This window comes from Arcicella rosea, assembly GCF_040543805.1.
Lineage (GTDB): Bacteria > Bacteroidota > Bacteroidia > Cytophagales > Spirosomataceae > Arcicella > Arcicella rosea.
In genome coordinates, this window is record NZ_JBEUMS010000001.1 from 184,962 (window position 1) to 211,397 (window position 26,436).

Genomic DNA, 26,436 nt, shown 5'->3' on the forward strand with positions numbered 1-26,436 from the left:
AACTAAAATTTCATATATCCACAAATCATAGGATATATGTTATAATGATTTAGTCCTTATTTGATTTTTCTGAAACAAGTATCAATTTCCATATTCCTTTGCATTTCAATCATAATAAAGGACTTTCAATTTTACGATTTAGTATATTTACCGACTCATTATATTATAACCTTATTTACATGAAAAAGCTTTTTATCATTACATTATTATTGTTAGTTCAGTCGGCATACGCACAACAGCGTTATTATCAAATTGGAGATTATCAGTTAGAAAATGGACAAGTGCTAAAGGATTGTAAAATAGGATACCGCACCTTCGGAAAGCTGAATGCCGATAAATCAAATGCAGTATTAGTACCCACTTGGTTTACAGGCACTAGCCAACAAAAATCCTTTGTAGCGAATCCAAGTGATATAGCTGATAGCACCAAATACTTTGTCATTGTAGTAGATGCCCTTGGTAATGGAGTTTCCTCCTCTCCTTCTAATAGTATAAGCCAGAAAGATAAACTTTTCCCTACCGTCAGTATTCGTGATATGGTAAACACTGAATATAAATTGGTAAAAGAAGTTTTGAAGATTAATCATTTATATGCAGTAACGGGTATCTCAATGGGTGGAATGCAGTCTTTTCAATGGATGATGAGCTACCCAGAGTTTATGGATAAGGTAGTTCCGATTATTGGTAGTCCTAAGCAAAGTACTTATGATAAATTATACTGGAATCTTCAATTAAGTATTATTGAGCGTGGGCAATATTCAGCCGAAGCCATGAAATCAGTAAATGCGCTGCATCAACTAAACCTCTGGACGCCAAGCTACAGAGAAGCTCATAGCAATACGGATGAATATGCTACTTATATCAAAAAGATTGAGGATGATGCGCTGAAATTAAATGCTTATGATTGGGCGACACAGCTAAAAGCGATGATTAATCATGACATCTTTCAAGAGCAGAAGCCAGAAGAAGCCTTTGCAAAGGTAAAAGCAAAAGTGATGATAGTAATTGCAACGCAAGACCACATGGTGAATCCGCAAGCAGCGATACGTTTTGGTAAATTATTAAAAGCCCCAATTGTAGAACTAACAGGCGATTGCGGACACATGGCAACCTCTTGTGAAGGGGATAAGATGCGAGCGCATATTAAGGGCTTTCTGGATTAGGGATTAATATATATTAGATTCTTTATGAATTTCCTTATCAATACCGTAAAGATTATCCCGAATTTTCTAATCAATAATAATAAGATTTGGGTGTTTAATATTTATTATCGCCTTGTCCTTACTTTTCTTTTCTTGATAAAAGAAAAGTAACAAAAGAAAATCAAGAATTCCTAAACTCGCTTCGCTCAAACAGTAGGAATTCGTTGTTTCTCAATCACAAAAAAGTGGTCAAATTAGTTATTTGACCACTTTTTATCGAATTTAATCTCACAACTCTTAGCTCTATAAATCTCCCTTTAATTGAAAAGTCAACACAGGTAATGGCGAGCTAATGATTACTTGCTTAGATTTACTTGGGTCTATAATCTGACTTAAGAAGTTACGGTGATGTGCAGCCAAGACAATCAAATCCGATCCTTGTGCTTTGGCAGTTTTCAAAATGCCTTCTGTCACATTACTAGCAGTAACCTTCGTAATCTCAAAGTCTTCCTTCACAAAAGTACCTTTAATCTGGTCGATAAATTGTTTATCAGCTTGAATATCAGGTTCAAAAGAAGCCTCCACTTTTACTAAATTCACTTTAGCACCAAGCTTCTGCGCCAAGGCGAATACTTCTGCCAAAACATCGCATTCCTCATATTCTAGTTGAGTAGCATACAAAATTTGTTTAATACCCACACTTTCCAATTGTTGCGGAATCGCCAATACAGGAATAGAAGCCTTAGCGGTAATATGCGCCGCATTACTTCCGATTAGTTTATTAATAAATCCACCAGAGCCTGTTCTACCAATAACTAAGAAATCTATTTCATGTTCAGCAATAGCATCAAAAATTCCCGAAGTAACGTCATTGAGTTCAAGCAAGGTTTCGTGTTCTATTCCAGCCTCCTCAAGTTCTTTTACCAAAGGGACAAATTTTGCGTTCATACTTTCGTACTGTTCATTCAAGGCCTCTTGCATCATCAATGAGTCAGCATAAATGCCAGGTTCTACAAAATATGGTAGATAAGTATGAATTAAATAAATTTTAGCCTCATACGCTTTTGCTAACAAAGTTGCGTATTGCAAAGCCTTTTTAGCGTTCTCTGAGAAGTCGGTTGCAACAAGAATATTTTTCATGGTTTGTAATTGGTTTAATATAAAAATTCGCTAAAAATACTATTTTTTTCAGCCTATAAATATCTACTTTTTATCTGAAAATAGGCTTGTTTTGAATATTATGTTTTATTAATTATTTCCCTTGTATTCAAACTACTAAACCGTCTGTGAAAACAGTTTTCTTTCGGTATTTTCTTGGAGCATTCGTTTATCAAAAGCCATACAGATATTACGAATAAATGGGCGTCCTGCTGGATTTACTTGTAATGAGTTCTCATCATAAGTCAATAATCCATCTTGTTTAAAACCAGCTAGTTTCTCGAAAAGGACTTGTCTTTCTTCAAAACTAAATTCATCATCTTTCCAAGAAGTAGCAAATTGGCACATAATATCCAATATCTGTTGGCGAATGGTAAGGTCTTCGTCTGTTAAGATATGTCCTTTCAAAATGGGTAATTGGTCATTTTCAATCATGGTTTGGTACTCATCAATATCTTTGACATTCTGAGAGAAAGCAGTCCATGAATCACTAATTGATGATACTCCCAAACCTAATAATACTTTGGTTTGCGTGGTGGTATAACCCATAAAGTTGCGATTCAATGTGCCATTTTGCATAGCTTTATACATAGAATCGTTTGGTAAGGCAAAATGATCCATACCTATTTCTGCATAGCCATTTTCCTCAAAAAGTGTTCTTCCTGTTTCGTATAATTGACGCTTGAGCGCTGCTGAAGGCAAATCTTCATCCCTAAAACCACGCTGACCGTTTCCTTTAATCCACGGCACATGTGCATACGAGTAAAAAGCCAATCTGTCGGGCTGTAACTCAATGGTTTTAGAGATGGTATCTTGAATAGATGAAATTTGTTGAAAAGGTAAACCAAAAACTAAGTCATGACTGATAGATTCATAGCCAATTTCTCTGCTCCACTCTGTTACTTGTTTTACATTTTCAAAAGGTTGAATACGATGAATGGCTTTCTGAACGATGGGGTCGTAGTCTTGCACGCCAAAACTTACTCGTTTGAAACCTAAATCATATAATGTTTTTAGATGTTGATAAGAAGTGTTATTCGGATGTCCTTCAAAACTGAATTCATAATCTGTGCTAATACTGGTTTGTTTTACAATTCCATTGATTAATAAATCCAACATTTCAGGAGCAAAGAAACTTGGTGTTCCTCCGCCCAAATGAATTTCTGTGATTTGTGGTTTCTCAGAAAAATACTTTAAATACATTTCCCATTCCTTCAAAACCGCTTGAATATATGGTTTCTCTACTTGATGATTCTTGGTAATACGTTTATTGCATCCACAAAAAGTACAAAGACTCTCGCAATAAGGAAGATGAATATATAAGCTAATTCCAGTTGCTGTATTTGTACTTCTGAAAGTATCCGTTAAAGACGAAAGCCAAGCGTTTTCACCAAAACCATCGCTTTGCCAAAAAGGAACAGTTGGGTAACTCGTGTAACGGGGACCAGGAACGTTGTATTTATCAATTAAAGTATTCATAGTTCAAAATTACTTGTAAGTACTAAGCCCTTCTTATGATATTTATCAGTTTAGATACTGATAAATCCTTGTCTTTACTCTGACTTATCTCATGGGTGAAACGAGCCTTTTAGCCGAATTTTGAGGCATCAAACATTTCTAAAATCTTCAAAAAATGCAAGTTATCTTCTTTATGATTGGCGTAAGTTTATTGATGGCACTGGGTTTTCTGGGTGCTTTCTTCTGGTCGATGTCTAAAGGACAAAACGACGATTTGCACACACCCGCTATGCGGATTTTATTTGAAGACAAAGAATAAAACCATCCCACCATGAAAAACAACCCACAAACCACCGACAGTCAAGAACACAAAAAATGTACCTGTGACAAAGACTGCAAACGTTGTAAAGCACTAAAAGAAATTGACTTTGAGCTAATTAACCAGAAATAAATAATATTATGTCAGCGATCAATACCCATGTAGAACATTTTGAGTACGACAATAAAATAGTCCGAAATTTTGCACTAGCCTCTATCGTTTTTGCGATAGTTGGCTTGCTAGTCGGAGTACTTATTGCTACTCAACTTTTTATGCCTTCTGCCAACATTACGCAGTACTTTACTTTTGGGCGTATCCGTGCATTACACACTAATGCCGTGATTTTTGCTTTTGTAGGGAATGCTATTTTCGCAGGAATGTATTACTCTTTACAACGTCTTTGTAAAGCCCGTTTGTATAGCGACCTATTATCGAAGATTCACTTTTGGGGTTGGCAATTAATTATCTTGTCGGCAGCCATTACACTTCCTTTAGGTTTAAGTACTTCAAAAGAATATGCAGAATTAGAATGGCCAATTGATATTGCCATTGCTTTGATTTGGGTAGTATTCGGAATAAATATGTTCGGTACTATTTTAAAACGTCGTGAACGCCACTTGTATGTAGCCATTTGGTTTTACATTGCTACTTTTGTTACTGTGGCGATGTTACATATCGTGAACTCATTAGCGATTCCAGTGTCTTGGACAAAAAGTTATTCTATTTACGCTGGGGTTCAAGATGCTTTAGTACAATGGTGGTACGGACACAATGCTGTAGCATTCTTCCTTACTACTCCATTTTTAGGTTTGATGTATTATTACTTACCTAAAATGGCCAACCGTCCAGTGTATTCTTATAAATTATCAATTCTTCACTTTTGGTCATTAATTTTCTTGTATATCTGGGCGGGACCTCACCACTTACTTTATACAAGTTTGCCAGACTGGGCGCAATCATTAGGAACGGTTTTCTCAATCATGTTGATTGCTCCATCTTGGGGAGGTATGATTAACGGTTTGCTTACACTCCGTGGTGCTTGGGATGCAGTTCGAGAAGACCCTAGATTGAAAATGATGGTAGTTGGTATTACGGCTTATGGTATGGCTACTTTTGAAGGACCTTTACTTTCTTTGAAAAACATCAATGCCATTGCTCACTATACCGACTGGATTCCTGCACACGTACACGTTGGCGCTTTAGGCTGGAATGGTTTCCTTTCTTTTGCCATCATGTATTATATGATTCCAAAGATTTATGGGAATCAGATGTTCTCTAAAAAATTGATGAACGCACACTTCTGGCTAGGTACTTTGGGGATTTTATTCTGGGCAGTTCCAATGTATATCGCAGGATTTACACAAGGAATGATGTGGAAAGAGTTTACTGCAGAAGGTAATTTGAAGTACGCAAGTTTCTTGGAAACTACACTACAAATCATCCCAATGTATATGATGCGTGCCTTGGGTGGTGTTTTCTACTTATCTGGTGCATTGATTGGTGCTTATAATATTTTCAAAACTATGTTGGCAGGAAAATTAATTGCCAACGAAGCAGCACAAGCTCCAGCCTTAGAAAAAGTATTCGTAGCACAAGGTTCAGATACTTACTGGCACAGATGGTTGGAACGTAAACCAATGCCATTATTAGTAGGTGCTTTGGTTGTTGTAGCGATTGGCTCAATGATAGAATTAATGCCGACTTTAATGGTAAAATCTAATGTACCAACGATTGCTTCGGTAATGCCTTATACTCCTTTAGAATTAGAAGGTAGAGATTTATACATTCGTGAAGGTTGCGTTTCTTGCCATAGTCAAATGATTCGTCCTTTCCGTTCTGAAACCGAACGTTATGGTGAATACTCTAAAGCAGGTGAATTTGTATATGACCACCCATTCTTGTGGGGTTCAAAAAGAACTGGTCCAGATTTGCATCGTGAAGGTGGCAAGTATCCAGATTCATGGCATTATCACCACATGAGAGAACCAAGTTCAATGTCGCCCGGCTCTATTATGCCAGCTTATGATTGGTTATTATCTCAAAAATTAAATATCGCTGATACAAAAAACAAGCTAAAAGCGATGAAAACTTTAGGTGTTCCTTACGATGATTATGCCATTGCACATGGTGAAGAAGACTTGAAAATTCAAGCAAAAGGTATTGCAGATAATTTGGCAAAAGAGGGAATCAAAGTTGCGCCAGATAAAGAAATCATTGCCTTGATTGCTTATTTACAAAGAATTGGTACTGATATTAAAAAAGGACAACAATAGTAACCTCACCCCCTGCCCCCTCTCCTTTTGAGAGAGGGAATTTGGGAAAAACTCTTTAAAGACATTTCGTATCAAACACAGTTCTTTAAGAAATTGATATTGAATCGAAAATCATATAAACTTTTCCCCCTCTCAAAAGGAGAGGGGGCAGGGGGGTGAGGTTTTTCAAAACACATAAAACGATGTTCAGACAATTATTAGATAAAGTTCAAGGAGCCGATGTTCCAATGATTACTTCTCTTCTCATATTCTTTGTGTTTTTCTTAATGGTAGGAGCTTATCTGTTCATCATTGATAAAAAACACGTCCAATACATGAGTAATTTACCTTTAGAGGAAAATAATTAAGATAACCGATGAAACGCCCATCGTAAAGATTTAACACTCAATGAAAAATTGGGCGTTCCATCTGATGCCGTTGAAATTATTGAAATTTAAAATCAGATGAAAAAGATATTTATATTCTCATTTCTTTTAGGCTCGCATCAAATCTTTGCAGCCGATGCCCCACAAAAAGAGTACTTTTTCGGAGGTATCAAAACAGCGGAAGACTTGCTCATGGTTTCGTTATTGGGCATTTTAATCATTACTTGTATCGTCATTTGTTTTTTAGCATATAGCTTACAACAAAAAGTGCAGGCATTTATTAATCCATTAAAACAAACTGATGAAGCCTATGAACAAGCCATGCAAAACCGTACTTTCTGGCAAAAAATCGCAAGTTTAAAGCCTTTGTCGATGGAAAAAGACTTGGAAATGGAGCATAAGTACGATGACATTGCCGAGTTAGATAATCCTACTCCACCTTGGTTTATGTATCTTTTCTATGCTACCATTGTTTTTGCTGTAGTTTACTTAATTGGTTTCCACATTATTGGCAATGGTAAAATCATGGTTAATGAGTACTCTGAGGAGGTTTCGATTGCAGAAAAAGCTAGAGAAGAGTACATGAAGAAATTCGCCAATGCTGTAAACGAAGATAATGTAAAAGCCTTGACTGATGCTAAAGCAATAGAAAGTGGAGCGAAACTTTATACCCAAAACTGCGTAGCCTGTCACGGTGAAAAAGGAGAAGGAAAAGTTGGACCAAACCTTACTGATGAATTCTGGCTTCATGGTGGTTCTGCTAAAAATATTTTTCATACCATTACTGAAGGTGTACCCGAAAAAGGGATGATTTCTTGGAAAAAAACATTGAATCCAATTCAGGTGCAGCAAGTATTAAGTTTTATCGTTTCTTTAAAAGGTACGAATCCTCCGAATCCGAAAGAACCACAAGGAGAAAAGTATGAATCTTCTGAGGCTTCCACAGATTCGACAGCCAACAAAGCCACAAGTGCTATTTCGTTGAAATAATTCACCTAAATCCCCAAAGTGTTTGATACTCTTTGGGGATTTGCTTTCTAACATTAAACAAGATAAAATCGTAATAAGAAGTGATTAGAAATTCGTGATTGGTAATTAGAAAATACTCAGATTTGGAGGAGTAACAAAACCAATTATCAACAGCCACTTACGATAATTATCTACAACAATTATGAAACAAGCAAAAATAGATACAAGCAATTACCGAGATCATCTTTCGAATGTGACGGAAACTGGTAAAAGAATCTGGATTTACCCTCGTATCGTCATCGGAAATTTTTATAAGCTTCGTACTTATTTCTCTTGGTTATTGTTGGGGTTACTCTTCGGACTTCCATTGATTGAAGTAGATGGACATCCCGTGTTTCTTTTTAATGTCATTGAAAGAAAATTTATCTTTTGGGGAGTAACTTTTTTTCCGCAAGATTTTCATTTAGTTGCCATTGGCTTGCTTACTTTTATCGTATTTGTCATTCTATTTACGGTTATTTTTGGTAGAATTTGGTGTGGTTGGGCTTGTCCACAAACCATTTTTATGGAAATGCTTTTCAGAAAAGTAGAAGTATTAATTGAAGGCGACCACAATGCACAAAGAAGATTAGATAATGAGCCTTGGACTACCGAAAAAATCTGGAAGAAAACCCTTAAACACAGCATTTTTGTATTACTCTCATTTCTGATTGCGAATACTTTCTTGGCTTATATTATCGGTAAAAGAGAATTGTTTGCTATCATTTTAGATAATCCACTCGACCATCTTGCTGGGCTTTTTGCGATTATTATTTTCACTGCTGTTTTTTACTTTGTCTTCGCCCGTTTTCGTGAACTGGTTTGTATTGTCGTTTGTCCCTATGGGCGTTTACAAGGTGTAATGTTAGATAAAAAATCTATCGTTGTCGCTTATGATTTTTTACGTGGCGAACCTCGTGGCAAAAAGCAAACGGCTGAAGAAAAAGAAAAAGCTCCCGTAGTACACGGTTCTTGTATTGATTGTAAAATTTGTGTACAAGTATGTCCGACGGGTATCGACATCCGAAACGGAACACAATTAGAATGTATAGGCTGTACCGCTTGTATTGATGCTTGCGACGAAGTAATGGACAAAATTAGTGAACCACGTGGATTAATTCGTTATGCTTCACAAGAAGGTATCGAACAAAAAACAAAGCTTAAATTCAATCTTAGAATTGCTTCTTACTCTTTTGTATTAGTGGCTTTATTAAGCATTTTGGCTTATATGTTAATGACTAGAAATATCGTTGAAACAACTATTTTACGTGCGCCGGGTTTGACATATCAGGAAAATAAAAATGGTACTGTTTCAAACCTTTATAATGTTCAGGTTTTGAACAAAAGCTATCAAACAATGCCTATTCAATTAAAAATTAATCAACAGAATGCTCAGATTAAAATGATTGGAAAAGCAATTGTTGTTCAGCCGGGCGAAGTGGCAGAATCTTCATTTTTTATAGAAATTCCGAATAAATCTTTAACTGATGGAAGTCTAAAAATTGAGATTGAAGTAATTTCTGATGGAAAAGTAATTGACCATGTAAAGACAAAATTTTTAGGGCCGATTTTGTAGAGAGAGGCAAGATTTTAGACGGAAGAAGCAAGATACAGGATATTAAAGGCAAGATATTAGATAACTAACTTCAAGCTCTAAATTTTAATTCTTGTTTCTTACATCTTGTTTCTTCAGTCTAAAGTCTTCCAACTTTTTTCATCAAAAAGACTAACAAAACTCATATTTTTTTCAAGAATTGTACAGTAGCTTTGAATCATAAAAATAACATTATGAACTGGGGGAAATCAATCGTTTTATGTTTTATCATCTTCGCAGGTTTTATCGGCACGATGGTTTACAAAATGGCTACTACTAATGTAGATTTGGTAAATAAAGATTATTACAAAAACGAAATCAATTATCAATCTCAAATTAATAAACGCAAGAATTCGTCAAATCTCAATATAAACAATGCCATGACTTATTCCTCTGAAAACCAAACTTTAAGAATCGGTTTCCCAACAAATGTAAATGATGGAAGTGTAACATTCTTTCGTCCTTCAGATAAACGTTTAGACTTTACCGTACCTGTTCAAAAACAACCTATTTTCAATTATTCTACCGAAAAATTAGAAAAAGGCAAATGGAAAGTACAAGCTACTTGGACAGACGGAATTAGAGAGTATTATTTAGAAGATGAGTTTGTCGTTCGTTAATCGTTTTTCGACCTAACCATTAACCATTTTTAAAGCTTAAGTAACATGGAATTTCATTCCGTGAAACACCATTTTAATAATGAACATTCTTTTTTCCATAGCTTTCATGACGGGTTTGGCAGGCAGTTTTCATTGTGTTGGTATGTGCGGTCCGATTGCCCTAGCCTTACCCGTCGGGAAGCTTACTAATGTTCAAGCAATTTTCGCACGTGTTTTATACAATCTAGGAAGAATTATTACTTACGGAACACTGGGTTATGTTTTTGGCTATTTCGGAGGAGAAATTTTTGTAGCTGGTTTTCAACAACAATTATCTATTTCAATTGGGATTTTGATGCTCGTGTTGATGATTCCGAGCAAATCAATTCATTTCAATCCATTTCATCGAATTTCAAGTATTTTAAAAAAAAGTGTCGGCTCGTTGCTAAATACCCACTCACTAATTGGTTTTTTAATTTTAGGCGTACTCAACGGACTTTTACCATGTGGTACTGTTTATCTTGCTCTGGCAGGTGCAACAGCTACCACATCTCCTATTGAAGGGGCTATTTTCATGGCACTTTTCGGCTTAGGAACAGCTCCCTTAATGTTTTCAGTAAGTATTTTACCTAAATTTTTAAGCTTGAATGTTCGGCAAAAAATCAACAAATTCCTTCCCATTTACTCGTTGATATTAGCTTCTTTTTTTATTTTTAGAGGTTTGAATTTAGGAATTCCATATATTAGCCCAAAATTTGAAAAAGTACCGATTAGTCAACAAATTCCTATTTGTCACGAAAAAACAAAAAACTAACCCAATATATTTATAATTATATATTTTGAAACTCGTTAATATTAATATGCGTTTCAACAGCATAACCTGAATTAAACGAACATTGCCATGAAAAAAATACTTGTTCCAACCGATTTTTCTAATCTGTCATTACTTGCTTTAGATACAGCCGTAGAAATCGCTCAGCAATCAAAAGCAGAAATATTACTTTTCCATGCTCAGCCAATGCACTACATGATTAGTGCAGATCCATTTCCTGTAACAATGATGCCAAATTTAGATTTGGATTTATATAAATACGAAGTAGAAGAAGCCACGAAAAAACTCCATAAAATTGCAGAAGCACCCATTTATGATGGCGTGACGATTACTCCAATTTTAGGAGATAGTTATCTTCCAATTGAAGATGCCATCACACAACAATCTGATGTAGATTTAATCGTGATGGGCTCAACGGGTGCTGAAGGATGGAAAGATTTATTAAGTCGTTCAAATGCAGAATCTGTGATCAGAAATTCACATTGCCCAGTACTGATTGTCAAAGAATCAGACAAAAAATTCAAAATGAAACGCATCATGGTAGCGGTAGATTTTGAAACAAGGGTTTCGACTGAATTCATCAAAAAATTACATGCTACAAAAGCTAAATTAACTTTTGTGTTTATCAATACTCCTGATGGTTTTGAAGATAGCCATACTACCACAGAAAAAATGTTTAAACTAGGTGAAGAATTGGGTATCAAAGAAATGGATTTCTTGATTTATAATTATTACAGCATTGCCAAAGGTATCATTGCTTGTGCGAAAGACATGAAAACTGATATGATTGTTTTAACAACCAATAGCAGAAAAGGATTAAGTTTACTTTTTGCAGGAAGTATTACTGAAGATGTGGTAAATCATTGTGATATTCCAGTATTGGCTTTGGTTTAAAGGTATATTTTAATAATAAAAAAGCGACTTTTTCTTGATGAAGAAGTCGCTTTTTTTGTCTAATGTTTTTTATAAATTACTTATCTAAAAAATCAAACAATATCAGTATAATCTATATATTTGAATTATATTTTACAGAATATAAACAACTCATCCTAAACCGATTACAGCTATTTCTCTAATTATCTAAAACCAATAAAATTATTATGAAAACGAAATCATTTTTAATATTAATAGCAGGTATATTCTTATCCGTTTTCTTATCCTGTAAAAAAGAGGTAAATCCTACGCTAGATACCGACATATTAGTTTGTGGTACCAAAGACCCTATAAATGATTTGAATTGGTTAGCTGATGAAATGAAGTTTAGGGAATTTTATAGGATAAATTCTGAAAAAATTAACGGTGTGGTCTTGTATGATTACAAAGGAGATAATGTCATTGAGGTTCAATGCTCACTTTGCTCCTCCACTAATATTCACCAATATAAGTGCGATGGGACAAAAATAGATTTTACGAATTCTAATAATTACAACGATTATTTAAAAAATAGGACGAAAGTAAAAGTTTTATATGGAACAGAAATATGGACATTTTAAAGCCCGTTTTCAAACATAATTATCAGATAAAAACTTCTAAATTTAATAAAACATGAAACTCAAATCTATATTGCTGGAAATCTTGATTGTGCTTTTTATGGCTATTAGTTCTTTTGCGATATTGGTTTTATATGTAAAAGATATTATCTCAGACCCAAAAATTACTTGTGTAATGTATTTGATTTGGATGATGATTGTAGGGAACTACCGTGCAAATATTGAAGTCAACCAAGAAACAATCAGTGTTTACTTTGATGACGAAGAAATAAACAAAAAAGCAAAAAGATTTTTAGGAAAAATTCAGGTTTATGGGGCATTAATAACAATTATACTTGTATTAACTTTACCCGAACTTTTCAATTATTTCTCCATCATTCTTTACTTTATTTCATTACTAGCTCTTCCCTACTTTTACGCCCGAAAACTTCATAAACAGAAATTTGCTTAAGCTTCTGAATAAGTCATTTCTCTGAAAAGTGAATAATCCATTACCTTTGTGTATGGATTATTTCAAAAAACTACTCAACTTACTAAAAACTGAAAGAGATGAAAGTCTGAATCAGTACATCCAACTTACTGAAAAATCATCCGTGAGCGAACGCCGAGCGAACGGACTTACTTGGTATCCTATTGCGATTAGAGGCTCAGAAATTGGTCGTGGAGATTATCTCTCGGTTGAAATCGAACGCACTACTCATCAAGACCTTCCTCATCAATTCAGATTTGGAATGCCTGCTGTACTTTTCAGTAATCACGACCCACAAAATGATAGAATTGAAGGAACAATTGCACATCAAAATGGCAATCGTTTAAAAATTACTTTGAAAACGGACGAATTACCAGAGTGGAGTCGTGATGGGAAATTAGGAATTGATGTGTTGTTTGACGACAATAGTTTTGATGAAATGCAGTCGGCTATTAAACAAGCTGATACATTGGCTGAAAAATCCGAAAGTAATTTAGTTCAAGTATTAATTGGCGAAAAAACACCTACTTTTCAAGAGAACTTACCAAGCGTTTCAATTCCTCGTTTGAACACTTGGCAAAATGAAGCAGTCAATAAAATATTATCTGCCAACGAACTAGCCATCGTTCATGGCCCTCCAGGCACTGGAAAAACGACGACTTTGATTCAAGCGATAAAAGCATTGATTCAAAAAGATAATCAGAAAATTTTAGTGGTTGCTCCAAGTAATACTGCTGTAGATTTATTGAGTGAAAAACTGCACGAAGAAGGTTTAAATGTATTGCGTGTTGGAAATCCAGCCAGAGTAAATGAAAAACAATTAGCCCTTACTTTAGATTATAAAATGGCTGACCATTCTATGATTCGTGATGCTAAAAAACTAAAAAAACAGGCACAGGAATACAAAAATATGGCGCATAAGTATAAGCGTAGTTTCGGAAAATCTGAACGTGACCAACGTAAATTACTTTTTGAGGAAGCCCATAAAATCATGAAGGAAGTCGGCAATACCGAACAGTACATCATTGATGATTTAGTGGCAAAAGCACAAGTAGTTACGGCTACTCTTGTAGGCGCAACGCACTATACGGTTAGAAATCTAAAATTTGATACCGTCATTATCGACGAAGCCGGACAAGCTTTAGAACCTGCTTGTTGGATTCCAATCCTGAAAGCTTCCAAATTAGTCTTGGCTGGCGACCATTGTCAGTTATCGCCAACAATTAAATCTAGCGATGCTGCTAAAAATGGTTTGGAGGTTACTTTATTCGAAAAATGTATCGCTTTACATCCAGAAGCTGTTACTTTATTGGCAGAACAGTATCGTATGCACGAGCAAATTATGGGTTATTCTTCACAAGTATTTTATCATAATAAACTCAAAGCGCATCGCTCGGTTGCCAATCATACTTTAAAAAGTGATAGTACACCTTTGTTGTTTATTGATACTGCTGGCTGTGGTTTTGAAGAAAAAATTGAAGGAACTAGCTCAACAAATCCAGAAGAAGCCGCACTTTTAATGAAACACCTTAGCTTATTTAGTGACGAATTGGCTCTGGAATATAAACCTGAGAACTTTCCGACAGTTGCCATTATTTCGCCTTATAAACAGCAAATTAATTTATTGAAAGAACAATTAGTACATACGCCTGCATTGCAAATATTCACAGATAAAATTTCGGTGAATACGATTGACAGTTTTCAAGGACAAGAACGAGACATCGTATATATCAGCATGACCAGAAGTAATGCAGAAGGAGCAATCGGTTTTTTATCTGACATCCGAAGAATGAACGTTGCGATGACTCGTGCTAGAAAAAAATTAGTCATCGTTGGCGATAGCGCAACACTCGCACAATTTCCGTTCTATGCAGATTTTATAGAATATGCCGAAAATCTAAATGCTTACCAAAGTGCTTGGGAATTTATCAATTAAAATCACTGTATTCAATCAATAATTGCACTAACAAATATCATAGTTTAGCGCTAGAGGAGAAAGTAATTTTGACACAAGAAAACGGATAAATCATTTTCGCTTTATCCAAAGACTAAAGTTAAGACAACAAATATTTTTGTCTTAATCGTCTAATTCACCTAAATCTAACTCAAATGAAGACTTTTTTTTATAGTGTTAAGGAATTTGAAAAACAATACCTCATTGATGCCAATCAGGATAAACACGAAATTAATTTTAGTAATCAAAGTTTAGCAGCTGAAACCGCCATTTTATCTGCTGGTTATGATGCAGTTTCTGTTTTTACTAATGATGATGCCTCCGCAGAAGTTTTACAATTACTGCGAGAATCAGGTGTGAGATATATTGCGACACGCTCGGTAGGAACAGACCATATCGACCTTATTGCAGCCAAACAAATGGATATTAAAGTTGGCAATGTACCTTCATACTCGCCATATTCAATAGCCGAACATACCATTGGAATGATGTTGGCATTGAACAGAAAATTAATTCTAGCAAACGAAAATGCCCATCAATATCAATTCGACTTAGCTCCACTCATTGGTTTTGATTTGAATAAAAAAACGGTTGGGATTATTGGACTAGGTGAAATCGGTTCGATTGTAGCCAAAATTTTAAATGGTTTTGGTTGTAAAGTATTAGTTTATGATATAAAACATGACTATACGAAAGCTTTGACACAGCATTTTGCGTATGTTTCGCTAGATACACTTTATGCAGAGGCAGATATTATTACTTTACATTTACCTTTTACCCCTCAAACAAAGTATTTAATCAATCAAGAGAGTATCGCTAAAATGAAAGATGGCGTAATGTTGATAAATACTAGTCGTGGAGGAATTATTAATACCAAAGAAGTACTTGAAGCTTTAAAGACTGGAAAAATAGCCTACTTAGGCTTGGATGTTTACGAAAAAGAAAGAGGTATTTTCTTTAAAAATCACGAAAGTAAAGAGAAAAAAGACGAATTGCTTTTGGCTTTATTAGCACATAAAAATGTGTTAATAACAGGGCATCAAGCCTTTTTAACCAATGAAGCTTTAACAAATATTGCAGATAAAACCATCGAAAATTTAAGTGATTGGGAAAACGAATACTATAAAGAATGCAATTCAAAAATAGGAAAAGTAGCAGGACTAGAAGAATTATTACATTAGTTTTAGGGTGAATATTCATGAAAAAGGCTTCCGAATTCGGAAGCCTTTTTGTTTGTATTGATTAACCTTATTTACATAAAAACGAAGGTAAACTAAAATTAGAATTCAATTCTGCTGAATTATCAATCCACAAATCGTTCTGATAATACCAAATTCCACCAAGATTGAACATAAAGTTATATTTTTCTCCTCTATTTAAAAGTGTACTCTGAGCAACCAATTTATTATCAGCAGTTGCTTTTAATACACCAATACTTGTATATCCTTTTCCATCTTTTAAGTCTGCAGCAGCCTGAACGTCTCCAATCTTAAAGGCAAAACCATTATCGCATTTAGGATTAATTGTTATCTTAACGTAGTTGATTGGACTTATCAACGCAACATCAACATTTGTTACTGCATTTACATTAGCACAGCTTATATTAAGTGTTTTGGTAAAAAGTGTTTTTCCTGTAATACTTTTTGTCGTTACAGTAATGTTAGATGAAGTTGGCGCATTCCCTCCTATTTGACCTTGCACAAAAAGTTTACAATTTAATGTTGTACCTAATCCATGAGATTCATTAAATAATACTCTTCCGCTATTATCTACCACAGTTGTATGTATTGTTTCTCCAACATAAAGAGGATCACTTAAAACATTTAATTTAAGATTTGAGCATTCTGATAATAAATCACCACAGTAAAATTCTGTTAAATGATTTACTGAGGCTACAAATTCCAACACATTTCCATTTTTCTTAACAGTACTTGTACCTTCATATTTTAAGGTTTTAGCATCTTCATCGTAACTTGCAAAACTTAAAACATCTCCTTCTTTAATATCTTGTCCTGCCGAATTTTTAGTACCTACTCCAAACTGAAATTTAATTTCAATCGGTGCAGAAAAAGTTTTTACTTTCTGGCTACTTTCGTTTGAAATTTCCGCACTCACCGCTGAAATTGGATTGATACTGAAATTAGGAATAGCGTTATCGTTCTTGTCAACAACTTTCATTCCAGCTTGTTGCTTATTTACAATTACACTTGATTTTTTAGGGTCAACTTGTACTAATACAACATTCAATTTCCCAGCTACAGGGCTTCCAACAGCATCTTTTATTGTAATTCCAGCATTGATACTCAATGTAGCATTATGACTGCTTCCAGCTAAAGCTGGTGTAGTTATTTGGATAGCTTTTGTGGTTTTTCCGGTATTATCAGCATCTTCGGCTTTTTGAATCACGGTTGTACCTTCGGGCGGTGTGGCAATTTTAGTGACTTTAATGATAACTTTTTGTTCATCATTACTGGTTATCTCAATAGGAGTAATTTCCTTCAAATAACCTTCACTTTCTGTAATGATTGAAAATTTAATCGGTGAAGCAGCGCTTGCAACTGTGCCTGGTTTTAACGCTAAAATCATGATACCATTTTTGGGTTTATAAACTTTTTTGTTAAAGCTATCAACCACTTTTGAAGAATCTTTTCCACCAATACGTACATTCATTGTACTTGGCACTTCTCCTACATTATCATTTGCTTGAGAGTACTGCACAATAATACTTGAACCAGTAACAGCATCTGGAAATTTAAACTGAACACCCTCTAAAGGTGGCGTGCAGGAATAACTTATTGTAATGGCAGCAAAAATTAAAATTGCGTAATTAATATATTTTTTCATCTTCTGAAATATCGTTTTAAGTTAAATTTCAACAAATGATTGTGTGATTTCTTTTTAAGGAATTGCCACGCATCATTCATCAATCTTAGAATTAAAGATTTTAGACCGTAATTACCTTTTATAAATTAGATTTTAACTCTAATCGAAAAAGATAATTTTGGAATAAATGAATAGTTTTTGACATTATTCTGAATACTGAGAATATTGGCATCAGTAATAAGTGTCTCTACAACTCCAGAACGGTCTAACGTTAATTTAGGCGAACCAGAATAATAAGTCCCTAACTCAAAGCCAAAACCTACACGTCTTTTAGGAATCGCTCTACCAAAGCCAAAACCTACGTATGGGCGAATAGCATTTCCAGATACTTTAAGATTCGCTTTTCCGAAATCTTCAGCATCCATTTGAAAGTCTGATGCAAATTTAAAAGTACCTGTTTTAATTGTGGGTTCTGCCATTACTTCAGAATCTCCTGTTCCATAAGCCAAGCCTCCAACTAATTTGAAAGACTTGTTTTTAAATGGATGATAATCCACAAAAGCATCTATCAATATTGATTTAACTTTTGGAGTAACATCAATATCGGAAGCATCATCGCCAAGCGAAATTGTAATGGGCGGGGTAACAAACATACTGACATCAAAATAACTAACACCAATTCTAAGGTTCAAGGAATTGTCTAGTTTTAATGCTTGAGCTACTTCTCCACCAAAACCCATTGTTCCAAATTGGATACTAATAGAGTTTCTTCCATACTGATATTCAGTTAAAATTGGCGGTTCTTGTGATGAGGGAATGGATTGTGCTACTACTTGGCTAGTAATACCAAATGCAATTAGAAAGTAAAAGAGTTTTTTCATAAAGCGTCTAGTCAAATTATTTAAAAGTTAAAATTCTGATATGATAGTTTTAGTAAAAATATGAAAACAAGTAATAATACATCAATTATAAATCTAAGGTGCTTCGAAGAAGTTTACTTATTGGAAATGGAAAATGTAAGATTGATAAATTTAGGTTGAATTTAATCACTTAACAAGTAAAACGTATATAAAATATGCTATTTTTATATTTATACGTTTAATGCTATTCAACAAAAAAAGAGCTAGTACAAGTACTAACTCCTTCTCTACAAAACTAAAAAATAGTTAACGAATCAAAGTATTTTACCCAATAAACGATAAAACTGATGTTTATGTAAGATAAAGTCTTTTTCAAGCGTTTCGAAAGCTGACCTTTGTCGTTCGTGAATTAATTCCATTTGCTCATCAAATAAAAAACTTTGGGCTTGAGCATAATCTGCAAAACGTTCTTCCTGAGTTTTAATACCAATTAGTAAATTTTCAATTACTTCTTTTGCATTACTAAACTCTTGGTTGAAGGTATTTACTTCCAGCAACAATTCTTCATCAGTATTTTTATTTTTTACTTCTTCAATCAACTTTTGGAAGTACTTCAACTCATCAGCATAAAATGCCAATGAATCTATCCATTGCATGTTTTCGTGGTGACATACATCAAATTTCATAACATTCTAAGATTAAAGTATTTTTGATAAACATTTATAAAAATCGTGTTTTGTACGAATAAATTCATTTTCGAAAACTTGATAACGATCACGCAGTGAAAAATGTTGAGTACATATTTCTTCTCCTAATAAAAACTCTTTACCCAAAGCATCATCTACAAAACCCCATTGTTCTTGATTAATCACCTGTAATAATTCGTCTGATTCTCTATGAAGACTTTGTAGTCGGTTTTCAAAGACAAAAACCTGATTCAATACTTCTAATATGGTATTCTTAGCTTTTACGTCCTCAATCAATGTATCAAAATATGATAATTCCTCACGATAAAAAGTTAGATTTTGTAACCATTTTACGTTCTCTTTATGATACACGCCATATTTAAATACCTGAGTATCATAAACATTATTTTCTACCTTCTCCATAGTTTGTTTTCTTAATTATTAAATTTTATACTATAAATTTCTCCTATTTTTCATGGACTGCCTAGTATAAAAATCATATATTAAGCTGACATATCTCAAGTTTATTTTCTTAGCATCAAGCAAATTTGTACCTTTATTTATCAAAAAAATATTACTATGGACTTCCCTATCAATACTATACTTTTAAAAACTATTTTAGAAGATACTCCAGCTTTTATGGGTATCTATAACATATCTACTCATCGTTATGTTTTTATTAACAAAGTGGGGCTAAGTATGTTAGAAACTACTGATTTAGATGATTTTACGGCTAAATACCCACGTGGTTTCAGAAAAGATAAACTCAATCTTGAAACCCAAAGTAAAATCTATCAGCATTTAAAGGAGAATCAAACTTGGATAGAAGATACACTTTTTGAAACAAGTAATCATCTTGAGTTCTGGGGAACTTTACAAATCTCTATGTTCGAAAGTGAGGATACTCAGTATTACTTGGTGCGTATTAACGATATTTCATACCAAAAAAAGGCGGAACAACAATTAAAGGATGATAATAATCGCTTTGAAGCATTGTTTATGCACTCTGCCATTGGATTAATTATGGTTGACCGTGAAGGAGTAATCATTTTATCTAATCGCTTTGCCAATGTTATGTTTGGCTACGAACAAGGAGAATTGGAAGGTAAACAATTGGAAGTACTGATTCCACAAAATATCAGAGAAAAACACCGTGAAACCTATACAAATTATACCAATAAACCGCAATCAAGACCTATGGGGATTGGTCTTGATTTAAAAGCTCGTAAAAAAGATGGTACGCTTTTTCCTGTAGAAATCAGCTTGAGTCATTTTAAATCTGGTGATAAACCTTACTATATTTCTTTTATCAATGATGCCACTTTCAAGAAAAAAGCTGAAACCGATTTATTAATCAAAACTACTGAGATTCAAAAACTCAATAATAGTCTTGAAAAAGAAGTAGTAAATAGAACAAATGCTTTGGTAGAAACACTTAAAAATCTGGAGCAATCTAAAAAAGAACTCGAAGTTGCACTGAATAAAGAAAAGGACTTAGGCGAGCTTAAATCTAGGTTTGTTGCCATGGCTTCTCATGAATTCAGAACTCCTCTTACGGCTATACTTTCGGCGGCTTCCTTGATTGAGAAATATACAAAATCTGAAGACCAAGAAAAAAGAGAACGCCATACCCAACGAATAATGAATGCCGTTGGAAATTTAACAGATATACTGGAAGAGTTCCTTTCTGTTGGCAAACTTGAAGAAGGAAAAGTAAATGCTAAATTGGCAAATTTCGAATTACCAAAATTAGTAGAGGAAAGTACCAACGACCTCAAGAATATGCTCAAGAAAAATCAACAAATAGCATATCAACATTTTGGAGAAACCATCGTTTGTTTAGACAAATCTTTATTCCGAAAAATCATTATCAATTTAGGCTCAAATGCTATCAAGTTCTCAAATGAGAATTCCGTCATCAATATTTCTACTGAAAAACTCGACAATATGCTTATCTTGAAGGTTTCCGACCAAGGTGTAGGTATTTCAGAAGATGACCAAAAACATTTATTTGACCGTTTTTTCAGAGGTGCCAATGTTACCAATATTCAAGGAACAGGCTTGGGCTTACACATAGTAGCTCGCTACGCTGAACTATTGAATGGAAAAGTATTTGTTGAAAGTACCTTAAATCGTGGTACAACTTTCAGTATTAAATTTGCTCTGTGATTTTTAAAGTAACCAATATCTCAAAATATAATTAATCTTTTTATTTTTGGCAGAAATCTTTCTGGAATTTTAATTAACAAGAAACACCCTTAAATACTCGCAAATGAAAACAATACTCCTTATAGAAGACAGTGACGATATCAGAGAAACAACCGCTGAAATTTTAGAACTTGCAAGTTACAATGTTCTGACTGCCGAAAATGGAAAAGTTGGGGTTGAACTTGCCCAAAAAGTAAAACCCGACTTAGTGATTTGCGACATTATGATGCCAATTTTGGATGGATATGGAGTATTGCATATTTTTAGCCAAAACCCAGAATTACAAAACATTCCATTTATTTTCTTAACGGCAAAAGCTGAACGTTCAGACCATCGAAAAGGGATGGAAATGGGCGCTGACGATTACTTAACGAAGCCTTTTCAAGAAATCGAACTTTTGAATGCCATTGAAAGTAGATTGAAAAAGATTGATAACCTTTCTAAATCATTTAAAAATACGGAATTAGAATTAGAAGAACTTTATCAACAAGCCCGTGAATATGTTGATATCAACTCGCTTTCTAAAGATAGAAAAGTATCAGCAATTAAGAAAAAACAATTGATTTACACTGAAGGTGACGAACCGATTAAGTTTTACTTCCTAAAATCTGGGAAAATTAAAACGTATCAATCAAACCGAGACGGAAAGGAATTTGTAACAGGTTTATATAATTCTGGAGATTTTTTTGGGCATATTGCTATTATTGAATCAACTGAATATCAAGAATCGGCAGAAGCACTTGAAGACTGTGAAGTAATCGGAATTCCTAAGAACGATTTTTTAGAGTTAATTACTAGGAATCAATCTGTAGCGAATAAATTCATCAAAATGTTGGCTAATGATATTCAGGAAAAAGAAAAGCAGTTGACACAAATGGCTTATAATTCTTTAAGAAAACGTACTGCTGACGCTTTGGTGATGTTATCAAAAAAATACAAAACCGAAAAGCAAGACAAATTTTCAATTAGAATTTCAAGAGATGATTTAGCGTCTGTAGTAGGTACTGCGACAGAATCACTTATCAGAACTTTAAGTGATTTTAAGTCAGATAAATTGATTGAAGTAAGTGGAAGCGAAATCACCATTATCGAAGAACAAAAACTAGCGAACCTTAGAGGTTAAATCAATCTTTCTCAAAAAAATAAGTCATTCCTGCTTCATCAATATCGTCATAAGTAAACATTTGTTTATGACGATATTTGAAGTAATAATTTATCAAAATAAAGTCTCCTAAACAGCCATAAGTATGTAAAACAAAAGTAGAAACTATAAGTGTTTTATATTCAGGCAAAGCAAAAAAAGCAATTAACAAAGCCAAAGTAATCACTAGAAAAGGCATCACTGCAACAATAGCATTTTCTTTTAAACTCATCACAAATTTCTGAGCATAGGCATAAACCATCAATGTTTTGGGCGTCCACCCAAAACCTACTTTTTCTGCTCCAAGTACTTTAAATACTAATCCATGAATGCCTTCATGAATGGGCAATAAAACAAAAATCAATAGCCCAAAGGCTTCTAAAACTTGCCAAGGGTCAAGTTTAAACTTCCCAATTTGTTTTCCAATAAAATACCCAAGAACAGCTCCAATCATTCCTATCAGAACAATTCTCATAACTTTATTGCCTGTTTTGAGTTTAGTTGAGTTGGCTCCTAATTCTTTCATTAAAAACGCCATCATTTCATCAATCTTGAACGACTCTACGAGTGAAAAATGATTTGGATTATGGAGTTCATCAATACTTGGCTTTTTCATATAAAAGAAAAAATGGTCATTAGTTTTGATTTTAACTAACAACCATCTTGCAATGTTTATAAACTTAATAATTCTTTAAATCTGATTGCTTGACGACGAGAAATTTCAATTTTATCTCCACTTTCTCGCAAGGTTACTTGTAAACCACCTGAAAACCAAGGCTCGATTTTCTGGATATATTTAAGGTTAATAATATGCTTTCGGTTGGCTCTGAAAAAGGTTTTTGGGTCAAGTCTATCTTCTAAAGCATTTAAAGATTTTAAAACTAGTGGTTTTTGATCATCAAAATAAAGCCTAACATAATTCCCCATCGATTCAAACAAACGCACATTTCCTAAGCGTACAAACCAACATTTTTCACCATCTTTCACAAAAACTTGGTCATTTTCTGTCAAAACAACCGTGCTATCTTTTACTGTTTCAGTAAGCTGTTTTTGGCGATCAAATTCCTCTTCTACTTTTTGAATAGCTTCACTTAATCTGTGTAATTCAATTGGTTTAAGCAAATAATCTAAAGCATTAAATTCAAAGGCTTTGATAGCGTATTCGTCGTAAGCAGTTGTAAAAATTACTTCTGGCACATAACCTTCCAAGTCACTTAGTAAATCAAAACCTGTTTTGCCTGGCATTTGAATATCCAAAAATAACAAATCAGGATGTAGCTCGTCAATCATCACAACCGCCTCATCTGCATTGGCAGCTTCTCCAACGATGTTTATTTTAGGAAAATTCTCTAGCAAGCGTTTTAATTCGTTTCTTGCCAAACGTTCGTCATCAACAATGATAGCCTTCATATTAAAATTTATGGTTTCTGATTAGCTTCTCTTCTAATCATCTTTTTAGATTGTCACTTTAGGTTTTACAATATTAGTAATTTTTGAAAAAGGTGTATCTTTTTCGGGTTCAGCAGACGGAATTGGTATCGTAATTTCAGCCGTAACAACATCTTTGGATGCTTGATAAATTCTGAATTTAGATTCTGGACCAAAAAGTAATTCTAAACGATGCGCTGTATTTTCTAGTCCGAAACCTCCCGAATCTGTCGTTTCTAAAACTCCTGTATTACTGATAATGATTAATAAATTCTTTCCTACCAATTTTGCTTCTAAACTCACAAAACCACCTTTCACAGGTTTCGACACTCCATGTTTTATGGCATTTTCCACCAGAGTTTGTAATAACATTGGCGGTACTTGTACGTGCATTGTATCTGGATAAATATTTTTTCTGATTTGCAGACGCTCTTCGTAACGGATTTTTTCTAGTGCTAAATAATCTTCAACCGTTCTTAATTCTTCAGAAAGTGAAACCGTTTTTCTTCTATCTGCCAGCAAAGAACTTCTTAGAATATTAGATAATTGCGTGACTGCTTTTTGGGCTTTATCAGGTTCTTCCAAAATCAAAGCACGAATACTATTCAAAGCATTGAACATAAAATGTGGATTCATTTGCGCTCTCAATACTTTTGATTCTGTTTCTTTGACTGATGATTCTAATCGAATTTTATCTACTTCTACTTCAGATTTTCTTTCGAAATAATGGGAAGCATAATAAAATAGTGTCCAAATCATCAATGGTTTTGCCCAGCTAAAAATAAACTGCATTACAAAAAAGAATGACCAGAGGTCTCTTTCTTCTTCTTCTCGTAGCAAGTAAGAATCTAATGGAATATTGACAAATGCCATAAAAACTGACATAAAACCTACTGCAACCAATATTCGGGGAATTACTCTGTCGATTGGCAATTCTACCCAACCGTACTTTTTGATGATTTTTCTGAAATTATGAGTAATTACAATGGCAACAACAACATTCAAAAGTGCTGCAACAAACCAATCTAAAGACCAACCAAAATCATTCGAATAAATCAAAGCTTCGTTGGCCAACCACGCCGACCAGCCGAATACTTGTAAAATCCAATATAACTTAGCTCTAGACATATTAATCTTTTCTACTACACTTCTAAAATGAAATGTAAATCTCTATTTACCCCCGTTTCTTCTACCTTTTTACAACAAATTAAGGCAATGTACTAAAAAGCGATGGAATTATTCAGTAAACGGAAAGTGGGCTTGATAAACGGATAAAAGAGGAAATGAAGAATTGAGGGAAATATGAAAGAAGTATTTTCACATATTTCCCTTGAATATGATTATTCGACGATAAGGTCGTCGAGGTGTGAAAGATCGTTTTCTAATTCTACAAAAAACTTGCCTTGTTCATAATCATAAATAAGTTTATACAAACAAAGGTTGGCGTGTTCAAAAGTATCCATTTCTTGTAATTCACGTTCTAACAATAATGTTAAAATGATTCTGATGGCTCTTCCGTGCATGGCTACCAAAATTGTTTCTTCATCTGGGCGAGATAAAATCAAATCAATCACAGGCTTTTGGCGAGTAATTACATCTAATGGGCTTTCTCCGCCTTCTGAAGGCATATCTACCTTACCATTAATCCAACTATCAATAAGTATTTTATAATACTCGTTATCAACGTCATTAGGTACTCTTCCTTCACGTACACCCCAACTGATTTCGTTTAGTCCTTCGTGTTGTTCCCAAGGAAGTCCTTTTTCAAGAAACTTCTTTACCGATTGGTGTGTCCTCTGTAATGCAGAAGTATATACTTTATCAAAATCAATATGGTGATATTTTTGAAAAAATGCTTCTGCCTGAGCATGTCCTAATTCATTCAATTCAGAATCAACGCCACTGCCTTGAACAATACCTTGACGGTTGAAATCTGTTTCTCCATGGCGGATTAAATAAACGGTCTTTATTTTGGGAGTTTGTGATTGCTCGTTGGACATTGATTTGAAGGATTATATTTTATGACAATCTTTTTAATGGGTTTGTTGCCTTTTTACAAATTATGTAAAGTTAATCAATAAAAAACTCATTTAGTTTGACTAATTTCCCGCAAAAATACAGTTTTTGAGCATAATTCAAATCATCGACATGATAAAAACATCCTATACACTCGAAGAACTTAATGAAAGAAGTAAAGGCAATATGGTTGGATTTTTAGGAATTGAATTCACAGAAATAACCGATACTTATATTGCTGCCAAAATGCCTGTAGATGAACGCACTAAACAACCAATGGGTTTACTTCATGGCGGAGCATCAGTAGTATTAGCAGAATCTTTGGGAAGTATCGCTTCTTGGATGATGTTAGAAAACCCTGAAAAACAAGCTGCTGTTGGCATTGAAATCAATGCAAATCACTTAAGATCAGCTCGTGGTGGCTTTGTTTATGCCAAATGTTATCCCTTAAAAATTGGAAGAACTGTGCACGTTTGGGATATTAAAATTAGCGATGATAAAGGCGATTTAGTTTGCGCTAGCAGATTAACCACCGCTATTATTGAGAAAAGATAATGAGTGTTAAAATTTTCAACAACTTAAACTTTTAACACTCAAAGACTTATAAAATATT

General features: G+C 34.1%; 26 protein-coding genes. 16 read left to right on the forward strand and 10 right to left on the reverse strand.

What is annotated here, in order from left to right; all coding sequences use genetic code 11:
• Positions 1-179: 179 nt before the first annotated feature.
• On the forward strand, positions 180-1,163 hold the full coding sequence (locus ABID42_RS00800) for an alpha/beta hydrolase (RefSeq protein ID WP_367282063.1): 984 nt from the start codon (positions 180-182) through the stop codon (positions 1,161-1,163).
• Between the two features lie 282 nt (positions 1,164-1,445).
• Here the strand turns inward: ABID42_RS00800 and ABID42_RS00805 are convergent, their stop codons facing one another.
• Both ABID42_RS00805 and hemN read right to left on the reverse strand, forming a co-directional pair.
• Positions 1,446-2,282 carry a universal stress protein gene (locus ABID42_RS00805; protein ID WP_367282064.1) on the reverse strand — a complete coding sequence of 279 codons (837 nt, stop codon included), beginning with the start codon at positions 2,280-2,282 and terminating at the stop codon, positions 1,446-1,448.
• A gap of 135 nt (positions 2,283-2,417) precedes the next feature.
• Complete coding sequence (gene hemN / locus ABID42_RS00810; protein WP_367282065.1) at positions 2,418-3,779, reverse strand: oxygen-independent coproporphyrinogen III oxidase; 1,362 nt, start codon at positions 3,777-3,779, stop codon at positions 2,418-2,420.
• Between the two features lie 154 nt (positions 3,780-3,933).
• Here hemN and ccoS point away from each other — a divergent pair, with 154 nt between their 5' ends.
• From ccoS to ABID42_RS00870, 12 genes are all read left to right on the forward strand, one after another.
• Positions 3,934-4,077, forward strand: coding sequence for a cbb3-type cytochrome oxidase assembly protein CcoS (ccoS, locus tag ABID42_RS00815; RefSeq protein WP_184134869.1), 144 nt, complete (start codon positions 3,934-3,936; stop codon positions 4,075-4,077).
• A 140-nt stretch (positions 4,078-4,217) separates the two neighbouring features.
• A complete protein-coding gene (ccoN, locus tag ABID42_RS00820) occupies positions 4,218-6,350 on the forward strand; it encodes a cytochrome-c oxidase, cbb3-type subunit I (RefSeq protein WP_367282066.1) in 2,133 nt (710 codons plus the stop codon).
• Between the two features lie 182 nt (positions 6,351-6,532).
• Positions 6,533-6,697: a hypothetical protein gene (locus tag ABID42_RS00825; RefSeq protein ID WP_323256865.1), complete on the forward strand. Its 165-nt coding sequence runs from the start codon at positions 6,533-6,535 to the stop codon at positions 6,695-6,697.
• 96 nt (positions 6,698-6,793) lie between these two features.
• A complete protein-coding gene (locus ABID42_RS00830; RefSeq protein WP_367282067.1) occupies positions 6,794-7,705 on the forward strand; it encodes a cbb3-type cytochrome c oxidase N-terminal domain-containing protein in 912 nt (303 codons plus the stop codon).
• A 181-nt stretch (positions 7,706-7,886) separates the two neighbouring features.
• Positions 7,887-9,299, forward strand: coding sequence for a cytochrome c oxidase accessory protein CcoG (gene ccoG, locus ABID42_RS00835; RefSeq protein WP_367282068.1), 1,413 nt, complete (start codon positions 7,887-7,889; stop codon positions 9,297-9,299).
• A 212-nt stretch (positions 9,300-9,511) separates the two neighbouring features.
• Positions 9,512-9,937 carry a FixH family protein gene (locus ABID42_RS00840; protein ID WP_367282069.1) on the forward strand — a complete coding sequence of 142 codons (426 nt, stop codon included), beginning with the start codon at positions 9,512-9,514 and terminating at the stop codon, positions 9,935-9,937.
• A 79-nt stretch (positions 9,938-10,016) separates the two neighbouring features.
• Positions 10,017-10,730, forward strand: a complete 714-nt coding sequence (locus tag ABID42_RS00845; protein ID WP_367282070.1) for a sulfite exporter TauE/SafE family protein — start codon at positions 10,017-10,019, stop codon at positions 10,728-10,730.
• Positions 10,731-10,817: 87 nt separating this feature from the next.
• Entirely contained in the window at positions 10,818-11,642 is an 825-nt protein-coding gene (locus ABID42_RS00850; RefSeq protein ID WP_367282071.1) for a universal stress protein, read from the forward strand.
• Between the two features lie 206 nt (positions 11,643-11,848).
• Positions 11,849-12,241 (forward strand): hypothetical protein, encoded by a 393-nt coding sequence (locus ABID42_RS00855; RefSeq protein ID WP_367282072.1) that lies wholly within the window; start codon positions 11,849-11,851, stop codon positions 12,239-12,241.
• A gap of 52 nt (positions 12,242-12,293) precedes the next feature.
• Positions 12,294-12,689 (forward strand): hypothetical protein, encoded by a 396-nt coding sequence (locus tag ABID42_RS00860; RefSeq protein ID WP_367282073.1) that lies wholly within the window; start codon positions 12,294-12,296, stop codon positions 12,687-12,689.
• Positions 12,690-12,741: 52 nt separating this feature from the next.
• Complete coding sequence (locus ABID42_RS00865) at positions 12,742-14,643, forward strand: AAA domain-containing protein (RefSeq protein ID WP_367282437.1); 1,902 nt, start codon at positions 12,742-12,744, stop codon at positions 14,641-14,643.
• Positions 14,644-14,816: 173 nt separating this feature from the next.
• The gene (locus ABID42_RS00870) at positions 14,817-15,842 is read left to right on the forward strand and encodes a 2-hydroxyacid dehydrogenase (protein WP_367282074.1); all 1,026 of its coding nucleotides are present in this window, start codon (positions 14,817-14,819) and stop codon (positions 15,840-15,842) included.
• 67 nt (positions 15,843-15,909) lie between these two features.
• Here ABID42_RS00870 and ABID42_RS00875 read toward each other — a convergent pair whose 3' ends face one another.
• From ABID42_RS00875 to ABID42_RS00890, 4 genes are all read right to left on the reverse strand, one after another.
• Positions 15,910-17,505 (reverse strand): hypothetical protein, encoded by a 1,596-nt coding sequence (locus tag ABID42_RS00875; protein ID WP_367282075.1) that lies wholly within the window; start codon positions 17,503-17,505, stop codon positions 15,910-15,912.
• 125 nt (positions 17,506-17,630) lie between these two features.
• Positions 17,631-18,365, reverse strand: a complete 735-nt coding sequence (locus ABID42_RS00880; protein WP_323256887.1) for a hypothetical protein — start codon at positions 18,363-18,365, stop codon at positions 17,631-17,633.
• 293 nt (positions 18,366-18,658) lie between these two features.
• Positions 18,659-19,030 carry a hypothetical protein gene (locus tag ABID42_RS00885; protein WP_367282076.1) on the reverse strand — a complete coding sequence of 124 codons (372 nt, stop codon included), beginning with the start codon at positions 19,028-19,030 and terminating at the stop codon, positions 18,659-18,661.
• Between the two features lie 12 nt (positions 19,031-19,042).
• Positions 19,043-19,453, reverse strand: coding sequence for a hypothetical protein (locus ABID42_RS00890; RefSeq protein WP_367282077.1), 411 nt, complete (start codon positions 19,451-19,453; stop codon positions 19,043-19,045).
• Positions 19,454-19,609: 156 nt separating this feature from the next.
• On the opposite strand from ABID42_RS00890, the gene ABID42_RS00895 reads away from it, so the two are divergent.
• A complete protein-coding gene (locus ABID42_RS00895) occupies positions 19,610-21,199 on the forward strand; it encodes a sensor histidine kinase (RefSeq protein WP_367282078.1) in 1,590 nt (529 codons plus the stop codon).
• 103 nt (positions 21,200-21,302) lie between these two features.
• Entirely contained in the window at positions 21,303-22,361 is a 1,059-nt protein-coding gene (locus tag ABID42_RS00900) for a response regulator (protein ID WP_367282079.1), read from the forward strand.
• Between the two features lies 1 nt (position 22,362).
• On the opposite strand, the gene ABID42_RS00905 is transcribed toward ABID42_RS00900, so the two are convergent.
• The 4 genes from ABID42_RS00905 to ABID42_RS00920 all read right to left on the reverse strand — a co-directional run bounded on the left by ABID42_RS00905 (position 22,363) and on the right by ABID42_RS00920 (position 25,807).
• Positions 22,363-22,995, reverse strand: a complete 633-nt coding sequence (locus tag ABID42_RS00905; RefSeq protein WP_367282080.1) for a DUF3267 domain-containing protein — start codon at positions 22,993-22,995, stop codon at positions 22,363-22,365.
• Between the two features lie 56 nt (positions 22,996-23,051).
• Positions 23,052-23,789 carry a LytR/AlgR family response regulator transcription factor gene (locus ABID42_RS00910; protein ID WP_184134900.1) on the reverse strand — a complete coding sequence of 246 codons (738 nt, stop codon included), beginning with the start codon at positions 23,787-23,789 and terminating at the stop codon, positions 23,052-23,054.
• A gap of 45 nt (positions 23,790-23,834) precedes the next feature.
• Positions 23,835-24,935, reverse strand: coding sequence for a sensor histidine kinase (locus tag ABID42_RS00915; RefSeq protein ID WP_367282081.1), 1,101 nt, complete (start codon positions 24,933-24,935; stop codon positions 23,835-23,837).
• Between the two features lie 212 nt (positions 24,936-25,147).
• Positions 25,148-25,807 carry a histidine phosphatase family protein gene (locus ABID42_RS00920; protein ID WP_367282082.1) on the reverse strand — a complete coding sequence of 220 codons (660 nt, stop codon included), beginning with the start codon at positions 25,805-25,807 and terminating at the stop codon, positions 25,148-25,150.
• Between the two features lie 148 nt (positions 25,808-25,955).
• On the opposite strand from ABID42_RS00920, the gene ABID42_RS00925 reads away from it, so the two are divergent.
• Positions 25,956-26,378: a hotdog fold thioesterase gene (locus ABID42_RS00925; protein ID WP_367282083.1), complete on the forward strand. Its 423-nt coding sequence runs from the start codon at positions 25,956-25,958 to the stop codon at positions 26,376-26,378.
• Positions 26,379-26,436 lie beyond the last annotated feature (58 nt).

Bases quoted from the DNA above. Each gene is read 5' to 3' on its own strand.
- ABID42_RS00800 (WP_367282063.1), top strand. From the start codon at position 180: ATGAAAAAGCTTTTTATCATTACATTATTATTGTTAGTTCAGTCGGCA.
- ABID42_RS00805 (WP_367282064.1), bottom strand. From the start codon at position 2,282: ATGAAAAATATTCTTGTTGCAACCGACTTCTCAGAGAACGCTAAAAAG.
- hemN (WP_367282065.1), bottom strand. From the start codon at position 3,779: ATGAATACTTTAATTGATAAATACAACGTTCCTGGTCCCCGTTACACG.
- ccoS (WP_184134869.1), top strand. From the start codon at position 3,934: ATGCAAGTTATCTTCTTTATGATTGGCGTAAGTTTATTGATGGCACTG.
- ccoN (WP_367282066.1), top strand. From the start codon at position 4,218: ATGTCAGCGATCAATACCCATGTAGAACATTTTGAGTACGACAATAAA.
- ABID42_RS00825 (WP_323256865.1), top strand. From the start codon at position 6,533: ATGTTCAGACAATTATTAGATAAAGTTCAAGGAGCCGATGTTCCAATG.
- ABID42_RS00830 (WP_367282067.1), top strand. From the start codon at position 6,794: ATGAAAAAGATATTTATATTCTCATTTCTTTTAGGCTCGCATCAAATC.
- ccoG (WP_367282068.1), top strand. From the start codon at position 7,887: ATGAAACAAGCAAAAATAGATACAAGCAATTACCGAGATCATCTTTCG.
- ABID42_RS00840 (WP_367282069.1), top strand. From the start codon at position 9,512: ATGAACTGGGGGAAATCAATCGTTTTATGTTTTATCATCTTCGCAGGT.
- ABID42_RS00845 (WP_367282070.1), top strand. From the start codon at position 10,017: ATGAACATTCTTTTTTCCATAGCTTTCATGACGGGTTTGGCAGGCAGT.
- ABID42_RS00850 (WP_367282071.1), top strand. From the start codon at position 10,818: ATGAAAAAAATACTTGTTCCAACCGATTTTTCTAATCTGTCATTACTT.
- ABID42_RS00855 (WP_367282072.1), top strand. From the start codon at position 11,849: ATGAAAACGAAATCATTTTTAATATTAATAGCAGGTATATTCTTATCC.
- ABID42_RS00860 (WP_367282073.1), top strand. From the start codon at position 12,294: ATGAAACTCAAATCTATATTGCTGGAAATCTTGATTGTGCTTTTTATG.
- ABID42_RS00865 (WP_367282437.1), top strand. From the start codon at position 12,742: ATGGATTATTTCAAAAAACTACTCAACTTACTAAAAACTGAAAGAGAT.
- ABID42_RS00870 (WP_367282074.1), top strand. From the start codon at position 14,817: ATGAAGACTTTTTTTTATAGTGTTAAGGAATTTGAAAAACAATACCTC.
- ABID42_RS00875 (WP_367282075.1), bottom strand. From the start codon at position 17,505: ATGAAAAAATATATTAATTACGCAATTTTAATTTTTGCTGCCATTACA.
- ABID42_RS00880 (WP_323256887.1), bottom strand. From the start codon at position 18,365: ATGAAAAAACTCTTTTACTTTCTAATTGCATTTGGTATTACTAGCCAA.
- ABID42_RS00885 (WP_367282076.1), bottom strand. From the start codon at position 19,030: ATGAAATTTGATGTATGTCACCACGAAAACATGCAATGGATAGATTCA.
- ABID42_RS00890 (WP_367282077.1), bottom strand. From the start codon at position 19,453: ATGGAGAAGGTAGAAAATAATGTTTATGATACTCAGGTATTTAAATAT.
- ABID42_RS00895 (WP_367282078.1), top strand. From the start codon at position 19,610: ATGGACTTCCCTATCAATACTATACTTTTAAAAACTATTTTAGAAGAT.
- ABID42_RS00900 (WP_367282079.1), top strand. From the start codon at position 21,303: ATGAAAACAATACTCCTTATAGAAGACAGTGACGATATCAGAGAAACA.
- ABID42_RS00905 (WP_367282080.1), bottom strand. From the start codon at position 22,995: ATGAAAAAGCCAAGTATTGATGAACTCCATAATCCAAATCATTTTTCA.
- ABID42_RS00910 (WP_184134900.1), bottom strand. From the start codon at position 23,789: ATGAAGGCTATCATTGTTGATGACGAACGTTTGGCAAGAAACGAATTA.
- ABID42_RS00915 (WP_367282081.1), bottom strand. From the start codon at position 24,935: ATGTCTAGAGCTAAGTTATATTGGATTTTACAAGTATTCGGCTGGTCG.
- ABID42_RS00920 (WP_367282082.1), bottom strand. From the start codon at position 25,807: ATGTCCAACGAGCAATCACAAACTCCCAAAATAAAGACCGTTTATTTA.
- ABID42_RS00925 (WP_367282083.1), top strand. From the start codon at position 25,956: ATGATAAAAACATCCTATACACTCGAAGAACTTAATGAAAGAAGTAAA.